The following is a 10343-nucleotide window of genomic DNA, read 5'->3' on the forward strand; positions in this document are numbered from 1 at the left end:
ATGAGTGTTAGTACTTTAAATAATCCCCTCACTGCTGAAGAGATGGAACGTTATTCTTTAACTCCTTACACTGAAGCTCTGAAGTTGACTCCGCACTTGGCGAATGAGTCAGATAAAAAAAGCCGTAAAATGAAAGCTTCTCTCGCTGAAGCAATTAAAGATCTTGGCTTAAAAGATGGCATGACGATCTCTTTCCACCACGCATTCCGTGGCGGCGACAAAACCATCAATATGGTTATGGATGTGATTGCAGAGTTGGGCCTTAAAAACCTAACGTTAGCATCAAGTTCATTAACTTCCGTTCATGCACCGTTAGTAAAACACATCAAAAATGGTGTGGTGTCTAAAATTTACACCTCTGGTATTCGTGGTGAATTGGCTGACGAAATCTCTCGTGGTCTTTTAGAAGAGCCTGTACACATTCACTCACACGGTGGTCGTGTACACCTGGTTCAATCTGGCGAAATCCACATTGATATGGCCTTTATCGGCGTACCTTGTTGTGATGAGTTTGGTAACGCAAATGGCTTCAAAGGTAAATCTATCTGTGGTTCTCTAGGCTACGCAAAAGTAGACTCAGAGTACGCGGATAAAGTGGTTATGCTGACTGAATCTTTGGTTGAGTATCCTGCGTACCCAGCATCAATTCACCAAGACAACGTAGATGCTGTTGTTCAAGTTGAAGAAGTTGGCGACCCAAGCAAAATTGGTGGCGATGCCACTCGTATGACCAAAAACCCTCGTGAACTTCTTATTGCAAAATACTGTGCAGACGTCATCGAAAACTCTGGTTACTTCAACAATGGTTTCTCTATGCAAACCGGTTCAGGCGGTGCATCACTGGCTGTGACTCGTTTCCTAAAAGAAAAAATGATTCGTCAAGATATTCGCGCATCATTTGCTCTAGGTGGCATCACTGCAACGATGGTTGACCTACATGAAGAAGGTTTGATCGAGAATTTGTTAGACGTTCAGTGTTTTGACTCTGTTGCGGCTGAATCATTGTCTCGTAACCCTCACCACATCGAGATCTCAGCGAACGAATACGCTAACCCATCTTCAAAAGGTGCGGTTGTGGATCGCCTAGACGTGGTTATCTTGAGTGCTCTAGAAATCGATACTCAATTTAACGTAAACGTTATTACTGGTTCTGATGGCGTAATCCGCGGTGCATCAGGTGGCCACAGTGATACTGCAGCTGCCGCTAATCTAGCTGTTATCGTTTGTCCGTTAGTTCGTGGTCGTATTCCAACAGTCGTTGAAAAAGTGACTAACGTTGTGACTCCAGGTTCAACAATCGATGTATTGGTGACTGACCAAGGTATTGCAGTTAACCCTAACCGCCCTGAAGTAAAAGAGCGCTTAATTGCGGCTGGTCTACCAGTAATGGAAGTGGCTGAACTACAACAACGCGCTGAACTGCTAACAGGTAAACCAGAACCTTTAGAGTTTGAAGAACGTACTGTTGCTTTCGTTCACTACCGTGATGGTTCTATCATTGATGTAATCAAGCAGGTAAAAGAGTAATGACATTTTCAACCGATTCTGAGGTGAGCTTAAATGAAATGCTTGACCGTAAAGAGACTCGGGTGAAACAACAACAAGAGTGGCTTAAACGCCACTCTCTTCCCATTGTTTCATTTACTGTCAATATGCCCGGTCCTGTAAAAATGAATCAATCCAGCCGGATTGTGATGAATACCGGGTTAGAAGCGATCAAGTCTATGTGCCAACAGCAAGGTTGGACAATTGTTGGTAGCCAAAAAGTGATTGAAAACACCGGACCAGAAGCTTTCTTCTCTATTCAGGCGCCTTCGGCTTCCCTCCTAAAAAAAGCCATGATGAATATTGAGTCTAATCACCCGTTAGGTCGGTTGATGGATCTCGATGTTATTGATGTTGATGGAAAAATTATCTCTCGCGAAGGGACACAGATGGCAAGACGTCGATGTCTCATATGCAACGAGGATGCTAAAGTGTGCGCTCGTTCACGTCGTCATGATTTAGCCACGCTGTTAGCGAAAATTGAGGAAATGACCCATGACTATGAATGCTACGCTTGAGTTATTGATAGACTTTCCCCAAGAGGTGACCGTGGCTGCTCCTTCACCAAGTAAACGGGCATTCAGCTTACCCAAACTTGTCTCGCATCTGGCATATCACGCGATGATGCTTGAGGTGCACCTCACGCCAAAACCGGGTCTTGTTGATACCGTCAATAACGGCTCTCACGATGATATGACGTTAGCTACGTTCGTTGCGAGCGCAGATGCAATTGTGCCTTACCTTGAACGTTTTGTTGCTTCAGGTTCCCATCATGCCCATACCCCTGTTACCGATTTACTGAGTGTGTTACGCCCAGTGGGTATTGAAGCCGAACGAGCTATGTTTAAAGCTACCAACGGTGTGAATACGCATAAAGGGATGATTTTCAACTTGGGCTTAATTTGCGGCGCTGTGGGTTGGCTAAAAGGTAAAAATTTAAAAGTCGATGAGCTGCATATCAAAGAGGTGATTCGTCAGTCTTGCCAGTTCTTAGTTTACGATGAGCTAAAAGCATGTACTCAGCGTGAAGCGGCAACGGCTGGAGAGAAAATGTATCAGCAATACGGTTTGACTGGTGCTCGTGGTGAAGCTGCATCTGGTCTTAGTACTGTTATGAATCACGCACTGCCAGCGTATCGTGAATGCCTAAGTGAAGGCGTTTCTACTGAGCAAGCGTTGTGGCATACATTGCTGGTTATCATGGCCAATAATGATGACAGTAACTTGGTAAATCGCGGTGGTATCGCGGGTTTACGATTTGTTCAGAATAGAGCAAGCCAATTACTGGAATTAGGCGGGTATCGATACCATAATATAGAGAGTGAACTGATGGCGTTTGATAAGGATTTGATCGCCAAGCACCTAAGTCCTGGTGGCAGTGCTGATCTGCTGGCCTCTTCTTGGTTAGTTCACGAATTAGTACAACTTTTTGATAATGAGTAATTTGGCTATGTTCCCTATTTCAGGGTAAGTGGCACTCTGCTTTCGCCTCCCCCTAATGACAGAGTTGAGTGTCGCTTTTAGCCTTTTGTCACCCCATACATAACTGCATACCTTTGCTTTTTTCTTATCGCTTTTCTTTACCAATTCTCCTCCTACCTCATACCCTTTTTTTGTGCACCATTAGGTTCCTGTTTAGGAAGGGTTGCTGGTGGTCAAAAGGTCTGTTAACTATCGATTTGTTTTTAAATTATTGATTTTAAATGGTTAATTTTGATATCTTGCGTCACGACATCATCTTTTGGTTAGGAAGGTTACCTGTAACCCAAAAGCTATTGAACCTGAAATAGAGTAAGAGGAATGTTGGTAGATATTAAAGATTAGAATGATGACATTAACGTTTAAGACAATGTAGAATAAAGCCGTTTTAAAGGTGTTAATTAGGAAGTTTGCTTCATGCGCAAATCAGATAAGAAGGTCGAGAACCTAATTAGAGAGGTGTTGACCGAAGTTTGTGAAGATACGTTAAAAGGCTACGATGGTTTCCTTTGGGTGACTCATACGGTCAAATTCTCTTCTTTTCCACAAAGCTTAGAAATAGTCTGCGTATTCGAAACGAATCAAGATAGAGCAAACTTTTTAGAGGGGGAAGGCCGCCAGCACGTCTCAACAACTGTCCAAAAGGCGTTTAATAAGGTAGGGGTGCAACTAAAGAACGTAAGTAAACAAATCAGTTACGAAACACAGTAAAAGTGTGCGTGCAGTCATCAATGAAAGTGAATTAGTACAAATTAGTGTTGTGAGTATCTAAGACTTTAATCTACGAGCTTTGATAAAAACTACCTACCTTCTTAGTCAGGACGACTAATTCATGCTTACTTAAATCCAGAGCTATGCCTGATTTCCTTTCACAAACTCACCTTTGTCCAAAGTAAGTTCCGAACTTTATCGTCACAATAGAAACGAACTTCGGCAGTAAGCAAGTTTCAAGCTCTAACGCCCACCGACAGAATTGAGTAAAGTGGTAATCTTGGCAACGAATGTGTCTGTGATTACCACTTTGAAATGGGGGCTGCTCAATTAGAGAGTGAGTCTGTGGTTTATTTGCGAAGGAGTACGCGAAAGCAGCAGTTCGCCATGACGCACTGACCACAATACCTCAGCTTGTTCGCGAATCACTTCTACATCATCAGCTCCATCTAAGATAATAAAGTTGGCAGGTTTGCCTACCTCGATACCATATTGTTCACTGATATGAAGCACTTTTGCGCCGTTGTCGGTGATAAAATCGAGTCCATGATTGAAATCTTGATACCCCATCATATGACAAGCATGTAACGCGAAGTCGAGCTCGCGTAATAATTTGCCGTTACCAAGGCTATACCAAGGATCTTGAATGGAATCTTGGGCTAACGCGACATTCATGCCTGCCTCAGTCAGTTCTTTAATGCGAGTAATGCCACGGCGTTTAGGTAGCGTATCAAATCGACCCTGCAGATGAATGTTGGAGGTTGGGCAAGAAACAAAGTTGATGTTAGACATCTTCAACAAGCGAAATAGTTTCGAGCAATAGGCGTTATTGTATGAATGCATGGCGGTTGTATGGCTTGCGGTGACGCGGTTCCCCATACCAGATTCTAATGCTGCAGTCGCAAGCACTTCTAAAAAACGCGAAGCTTCATCGTCAATTTCGTCGCAGTGTACATCCACCAATTTGTTGTTTTGACGGGCGAAATCCATCACCCAGCGCATCGATTCCACGCCATATTCACGGGTGAACTCAAAATGAGGGATACCACCGATAACATCGGCACCTATCTCCACCGCAAGTTTCATTAGCTCTTTACCGTTAGGGTAAGAGAGAATGCCTTCTTGAGGAAATGCGACGATTTGTAAATCCATCCACGGTGCCAGTTTTTTCTTCAACGGCACAATCGCTTTTAACGCAATTAACTTAGGATCGGTAACGTCAATATGAGTGCGGACATGCTGTACACCATTATCGGCTAATAGGCGGGCGGCTTTCATTACGCGGTGTTGCACATCTTCTGTGGTCAGCATGGGTTTGCGTTCAGCCCAACAAGCGATACCTTCAAAGAGCGTGCCGCTTTCATTCCAGCGCGGCTCTCCGACCGTCATGACGGCATCGAGGTGAATATGAGGTTCCACAAACGGTGCACACAGCAGCTTTCCTTGTGCGTCTATATCCGCATGTTCGTGAATGGTTTGGGATTGAGCAGTGATCTGCGAAAAATAGCCATCTTCACAGATAATAGTAAACAGCTCTGGTTGATGACGCAGGCGAGCATTAATGATTTTCATAACAACCTCTCAGTATCCATACATGGGCAGTCATACCCAAGCTTTTGTCGTCTGCTTGGGCATACTCATACTATGACACGAAATCAACAATGACCCAATGTTTTCAGTTGGTTGGTATGAAGCGAGAGCATGCCATTACGGCTCACCTATAGTGCTGATTCAGTGATTGCGATTAACTGCTGAACTAACCGCAGTTGATCGTTATTATTCATCTCTGGTTGCACTTCTACCCACCAACGCCAGTGCCCATTTTGTGGATTAAGTGGTTTGCAATACCTATCTCTTTCAAGTTTATCCCCCACTTGGCGCAATACATCTTGAACCCATTGGATAGGAAAATAGCTTTGCTCAACCCATAAAATGATGGCTCGGTGCTCACGAATGGTTTGACAGCTAAGTGAGAGACCTTGTTGTAAAGGAAAATGATTGTCTGCATGAGGCGCTACATTTTGCAGCCATTGTTGTAAGCGTTGTTCAGTCATATTTCCCCAAATCATAGGTTGTGGTGTCATCATCTTTATTCACCTTGTCTCGAAGAGCTGGCCCCCACCAAATGACCAATTGAGTCGGAGAAGACATATCTCGATCACAATGGTTGGAAAGACATTGATGACTAGTGATTTTCGCAGTACAGCCAGCTAATAACGTGATAACAGCAATGCACAATATCCTGAATTTCATCGTTCTTCCTTAGTGTTGAACATCCAATAACGAGGTGCGAGTGGTTTTCTTATTATCGGGTGGAATCACTGCCGTCATCACTTCTGCAGATTGTCCCGGTGCCATCAGAGTCGAAGGTCTCACTGCGACTGCTAACGTATCGCGATGGGTACACGTGGCTTCATCAAACCGCACTGAGTGGGTGGTGTGATTGGTGACGGTGCCGACCAATAGGGCGAATTTCTTGCCACCGTACCATTGACGATTGGTGCGGTCGAACGTTACGCCATCCGTACGCTCACAATAATGCTCTAAGGTATACGGAATGCTTTTTTCTAAGGTAAACCCATCGGGTAGATAGAGATTATTTAATTGAGTCAGCGCTTTTGCGACCTGTGTGCGTGTGATACCCAATTTTTTAGCTCGGTCTTTATCGAGAGCCTTTTGTTCTTCATCGTTATTGCGCTCAGGTTCAAATTGATGAGGGTTAAGTTCATTACCGACCAGGCGCGGGGTGATAATAAATAAGCGTTCTCGTTTGGATTGATCATTGTCTTTGTAGCTAAAGAGTTTGCCTAATCCTGGAATATCGCCCAAGAGCGGCACTTTGCTGTTGGATTGTGAATTGCTCTCGACTTTAAATCCACCAACAACCAATGAGCGTTGGCTTTGCATGATCGCTTGGGTGCTGATGGTGCCACGGTTGACTGTCGGGGTAGTGCTGTTGTCGTTGTATTCAATTTTGCCATCTTCAATATCAAGCGAGAGCTGAATCAGTTTAGCGCTGGGGGATTCAATCATGCGCGGCACGACTTCAAGGCTGGTTCCTGCCGTTACCGGAGAAACGTTCGCCACCCTTTCGCCAATGGAACTGATGTAGGCGGTATCATTAAAATCGATCACCGCGGGTTGGTTTTCAATGGTCAAAATCGATGGGTTGGCGATGAGTGAGGCTTCGCCCTCGCTTTCAAGTGCGCGAATTTGTGCAAAAAAGTGACCAAAGTCTTGAATCATAACGGTTGCAGCCGAACCGGTAGAGAGAAATGGGCTCACTCCACTGGCATTAAATTCAGCTTCTGTGCTACCCGCACCAACTTGCCAATCAATACCGAGTTGATCTAAGCGGTTTTTGTCAATATCCAGAATGATCGCATCAATTTCGATGACGTTACGTGGCCTGTCGAGCTTATTAATTAAGGATTGATACATATCGTGTTTATCAATGTCATCACGAATTAACACGGCGTTATTGCGCGTATCTGCGCTGATTTTCGAATCTGCTGATTTTTGGTTATTAAGCTCTTGATTCACCATGGTTTGGCTCATGCTGTTATTCATCATCTTGTTTTGCATGCGTTGCTGAGCGAGTGATTGCAGATTACCGAGCGCTTGGAGGCTACTACCTAACGTCATATTGTTCGTGTTCATTCCTAACGGGGCTTCTTTCTTACTTTCTAGTAAGTCGCGCAACATACTAGCAATGCCAGGAATGGTGATTTTTTTATCGCGAAACTTGATGTTGCGATCGCCGACCAAGGCGTATTTGAGCGGAAAGACCATCACTTCCATTTTTTCTGCTTTGGTCTTTTTCTTCTTGCTGAATTTTTTAACCAGTTCTACATAGTGGGTTGGACCAGATACCATCACGATACCTTCATCCGGTAATTCCCCCCAGCCAAAGCGTTTGTCGAGCAGGCCGACTTGAGTTAACGCATTTTTTAGATCTGATACCGCATCGTCAGAGACTTCGATGGTCGTTGATGTTTGATCTTTTAGTGGGCTGACATATAAAGTGCCGTTATACACAAACCATAAGAATTGATATTCGAGAGCTAAACGATTGAGATAATCGGTGGCTGAATTAGCACGTAATTTACCATTCAGCTCGCCACGGACATTGCCCATATTAAGCTTTACACCAAATGTTTTTGAAAACTGGTGTAGGGCATCTAATAAAGAGGTGTGGTTAGCTTCAAACGCATAGGCTGTTTTTTGCCATTTTTTGGGTGTCGCTCCATGCGCTGCGCTGCTGATGCAGAGGATCAGTAGGGTCAGTAAAATAGGGAGCCAATGCATATTTTTTTTCATAGTGTACTCGTCAAATCTTTATCCATATGGCTACCTGCATAGAGGAGCCCATCACGGTGATCAATCCTTGCTGTAAAGGCGACTAAGAAGATGAAAATTGCCGCATTTGTTGCGAGAGGCTTAACGGCACCACTTGGGGTGAAGGTCGTGAGTGCGGCTTAGGTACTTGGTGATTGAGCATCGAAGCCCAACATTGTTGTTGGTTGATCAGGGCTTCAATCTGGGTCACTAACGGAGCTAAAGCGGCTGTAGCACTATCGGTGAGTTGGCACCAATCGATAATACAGTACTGATGCTGCTCGTTAATCGCTGGCACGCCATTAAATTGATCAATACCGACTTCACTCAGTTGGAGAAAAAGTGTTGGATCTGGTATCTGTTGCACGGTCGCAGGAAGTGCGAGACGCAATTCAATGACTTGGCCCTTTTTGATTAAACTGAGACACTGACTATCGATCTCAAATTCGAGTTGGATTTGGGAGCTCTCTAGCCAGTGTTGCAGCGTGGTGGTGATTTGTGAAACCGACAACATCATTAGCGAATTTCATTAATGATGGCTTTTGCCAAATTATGCTTAACTTGCAGTTCTTGGTTTACTGCCCAACTTGCGGTGGCGTTTTGGCGCATCGCAGCATTAAAAGCATAGATATCACCAAGGGAAGCATTGCCTAAATTTGTGACTAGTTTATCCATGTTTTTCTGGGTACGTTCAAACTGCATATCCAGACGATGACGAGTACTTTCTATCGATGACATAATTCACTCCTTAATTAATCGACATGGCGCTATGTTCAATGAGCTGCCACATGATTTACGTGGCGATATTTGGCATTCGGTTCCCTGTAAAAGCGGGTTAATTTCTTTTAGTGAGTGACGGGGGCGCGGAACCACTCTGAGATAAATGGGCGAACGTTCTTTACTTGATCGATAAAGCCAATCAGGGTGTTGTTGAAATGCGTCTGATCAGTCTTCTCGATAGGTAATAGATGGCAAAGACACAATTGCTGTTGCTCATCGATAGCAAGCCAACATCCCTGCATTGCACTGACTTCAAAATTGAGGAGTAACATCTTTTTCATCGTGTTGGCACTGACCTCCATTGGCAATGTCATTAGGGTGCAGTGAAAAATGATGTTGTCACTAAAGTCGGGAACCTCGATGACCGCACTTTGCTGAGAAAGGTGGTTATAGATGGCACACACGCCATTTTTAAGAGAAAGATCAGTATTAATTGATTGAGAGAACTGTTTAAGAAATTGGTTAGTTTTGCTTTGAGTTGGTGTCATGGAAATATCCTCGTTATTTGTCCTTGTCTGTGCGTGACAAACTCAGTAATACGTTGTGGTTAAGTAACGGATTTTTATAGGTAATACAGGGTGTTTAGATCCGATAGTTATTGTTTACTGGGTGGTTAATTGATAAGGATGGTTCCCAAAAAACTCAGGCTTTCGTTAGGAAGTAATGGGTTATGGAAGGAACATCTTCTGCTTACTTATGACTTAACTAAGCAGAAGATGAAAAAAGAAGAAAAAGACAACCATTCACTCATACTGTTGCGGGTTCAAGGTAATGTTTGAGTGTTTGGCGGGCTCTTGATAACCGTGAGCGAATTGTACCGATAGGAATACCAATTTGGTCTGCGGTGGCTTGATAACTAAAGTCTTCATCAACAATGAGTTTTAAAATCGATTGTGTTTCATCTGGGAGATGAGTAATGGCTTCCATTGTTCTGTTTAGTAAACGCTCATTTTCAATTAATGTGGCCGGATTTTCATCCCAATCGTGTTGTAACTCTTGAGTCAGGGTATCGGTCATCTCATCCATCAAAACGGTGCGACCGTAGTGCTGTTTAAAATAATTTCTGGTTAAGTTTACGGCGATACCAAATAGCCAAGTTTCAGGTTTAGAGCTCCCAGTGAATTTATCTTTACAGCGCATGGCTTCGAGATAAGTTAGCTGTAGTATTTCTTCAGCATCTTCATTGTGCCAAATCTTTTTTTGAATAAAACGTCTTAGTTTTTCATTCTGACTTTTATAGAGTTCTTCTATGTCAATTTTATTTGAAGTTATTGTTTGGAACGAGATTGCGTTATTCATTTATACCCTCATTAAGTCCATTTCTAGTTATAAATAACCTATTAATGCTTAATGAGTGAGAGAAGAAAATTAATTGTTCCACCACGTTTTTTAATAAGAATTGCCTTGTAAATAAATGTAAAGGTTCTTAAATTTGTGTAATTTTCTTAATAATCATGGTCTTAAATTAAAATATGCATAATGTTTTGTAA

12 protein-coding genes are annotated in these 10343 nt (G+C 43.3%); 4 read left to right on the forward strand and 8 right to left on the reverse strand.

The genetic code is table 11. From position 1 onward, the window contains the following. The 4 genes from citF (at position 1) to F9817_RS14320 (ending at position 3735) form a co-directional block, all read left to right on the forward strand. Complete coding sequence (citF, locus tag F9817_RS14305; protein ID WP_161156694.1) at positions 1-1527, forward strand: citrate lyase subunit alpha; 1527 nt, start codon at positions 1-3, stop codon at positions 1525-1527. After that, positions 1527-2063 carry a citrate lyase holo-[acyl-carrier protein] synthase gene (citX, locus tag F9817_RS14310; protein WP_161156696.1) on the forward strand — a complete coding sequence of 179 codons (537 nt, stop codon included), beginning with the start codon at positions 1527-1529 and terminating at the stop codon, positions 2061-2063. The genes citF and citX overlap by 1 nt, the downstream gene beginning before the upstream one ends. Continuing rightward, the gene (citG, locus tag F9817_RS14315) at positions 2041-2988 is read left to right on the forward strand and encodes a triphosphoribosyl-dephospho-CoA synthase CitG (protein WP_161156698.1); all 948 of its coding nucleotides are present in this window, start codon (positions 2041-2043) and stop codon (positions 2986-2988) included. Before citX ends, citG begins: the two co-directional genes overlap by 23 nt. Before the next feature lie 453 nt (positions 2989-3441). Continuing rightward, positions 3442-3735 carry a Fis family transcriptional regulator gene (locus F9817_RS14320; protein WP_161156700.1) on the forward strand — a complete coding sequence of 98 codons (294 nt, stop codon included), beginning with the start codon at positions 3442-3444 and terminating at the stop codon, positions 3733-3735. 330 nt (positions 3736-4065) lie between these two features. Here the strand turns inward: F9817_RS14320 and codA are convergent, their stop codons facing one another. The 8 genes from codA to F9817_RS14360 all read right to left on the reverse strand — a co-directional run bounded on the left by codA (position 4066) and on the right by F9817_RS14360 (position 10152). After that, entirely contained in the window at positions 4066-5307 is a 1242-nt protein-coding gene (codA, locus tag F9817_RS14325) for a cytosine deaminase (protein WP_161156703.1), read from the reverse strand. A gap of 146 nt (positions 5308-5453) precedes the next feature. Next, on the reverse strand, positions 5454-5822 hold the full coding sequence (locus F9817_RS14330; RefSeq protein ID WP_161156705.1) for a hypothetical protein: 369 nt from the start codon (positions 5820-5822) through the stop codon (positions 5454-5456). Beyond that, positions 5782-5988 carry an HrpT family type III secretion system protein gene (hrpT, locus tag F9817_RS14335; RefSeq protein WP_161156707.1) on the reverse strand — a complete coding sequence of 69 codons (207 nt, stop codon included), beginning with the start codon at positions 5986-5988 and terminating at the stop codon, positions 5782-5784. The genes F9817_RS14330 and hrpT overlap by 41 nt, the downstream gene beginning before the upstream one ends. A gap of 9 nt (positions 5989-5997) precedes the next feature. Further along, positions 5998-8055, reverse strand: a complete 2058-nt coding sequence (gene sctC / locus F9817_RS14340; protein ID WP_161156709.1) for a type III secretion system outer membrane ring subunit SctC — start codon at positions 8053-8055, stop codon at positions 5998-6000. An 82-nt stretch (positions 8056-8137) separates the two neighbouring features. Then, positions 8138-8590: a hypothetical protein gene (locus tag F9817_RS14345; RefSeq protein ID WP_161156711.1), complete on the reverse strand. Its 453-nt coding sequence runs from the start codon at positions 8588-8590 to the stop codon at positions 8138-8140. Beyond that, positions 8590-8811 carry a serine kinase gene (locus F9817_RS14350; protein ID WP_161156713.1) on the reverse strand — a complete coding sequence of 74 codons (222 nt, stop codon included), beginning with the start codon at positions 8809-8811 and terminating at the stop codon, positions 8590-8592. Before F9817_RS14350 ends, F9817_RS14345 begins: the two co-directional genes overlap by 1 nt. 107 nt (positions 8812-8918) lie before the next feature. Continuing rightward, complete coding sequence (locus F9817_RS14355) at positions 8919-9341, reverse strand: type III secretion system chaperone (protein ID WP_161156715.1); 423 nt, start codon at positions 9339-9341, stop codon at positions 8919-8921. Between the two features lie 259 nt (positions 9342-9600). Then, on the reverse strand, positions 9601-10152 hold the full coding sequence (locus tag F9817_RS14360; RefSeq protein WP_161156718.1) for an RNA polymerase sigma factor: 552 nt from the start codon (positions 10150-10152) through the stop codon (positions 9601-9603). Positions 10153-10343: the final 191 nt, after the last annotated feature.

This window comes from Vibrio eleionomae (assembly GCF_009874545.1).
Lineage (GTDB): Bacteria > Pseudomonadota > Gammaproteobacteria > Enterobacterales > Vibrionaceae > Vibrio > Vibrio nitrifigilis.

Excerpts from the sequence above, each read along its gene's own strand:
- citF (WP_161156694.1), top strand. The coding sequence starts at position 1 with ATGAGTGTTAGTACTTTAAATAATCCCCTCACTGCTGAAGAGATGGAA.
- citX (WP_161156696.1), top strand. The coding sequence starts at position 1,527 with ATGACATTTTCAACCGATTCTGAGGTGAGCTTAAATGAAATGCTTGAC.
- citG (WP_161156698.1), top strand. The coding sequence starts at position 2,041 with ATGACTATGAATGCTACGCTTGAGTTATTGATAGACTTTCCCCAAGAG.
- F9817_RS14320 (WP_161156700.1), top strand. The coding sequence starts at position 3,442 with ATGCGCAAATCAGATAAGAAGGTCGAGAACCTAATTAGAGAGGTGTTG.
- codA (WP_161156703.1), bottom strand. The coding sequence starts at position 5,307 with ATGAAAATCATTAATGCTCGCCTGCGTCATCAACCAGAGCTGTTTACT.
- F9817_RS14330 (WP_161156705.1), bottom strand. The coding sequence starts at position 5,822 with ATGATGACACCACAACCTATGATTTGGGGAAATATGACTGAACAACGC.
- hrpT (WP_161156707.1), bottom strand. The coding sequence starts at position 5,988 with ATGAAATTCAGGATATTGTGCATTGCTGTTATCACGTTATTAGCTGGC.
- sctC (WP_161156709.1), bottom strand. The coding sequence starts at position 8,055 with ATGAAAAAAAATATGCATTGGCTCCCTATTTTACTGACCCTACTGATC.
- F9817_RS14345 (WP_161156711.1), bottom strand. The coding sequence starts at position 8,590 with ATGATGTTGTCGGTTTCACAAATCACCACCACGCTGCAACACTGGCTA.
- F9817_RS14350 (WP_161156713.1), bottom strand. The coding sequence starts at position 8,811 with ATGTCATCGATAGAAAGTACTCGTCATCGTCTGGATATGCAGTTTGAA.
- F9817_RS14355 (WP_161156715.1), bottom strand. The coding sequence starts at position 9,341 with ATGACACCAACTCAAAGCAAAACTAACCAATTTCTTAAACAGTTCTCT.
- F9817_RS14360 (WP_161156718.1), bottom strand. The coding sequence starts at position 10,152 with ATGAATAACGCAATCTCGTTCCAAACAATAACTTCAAATAAAATTGAC.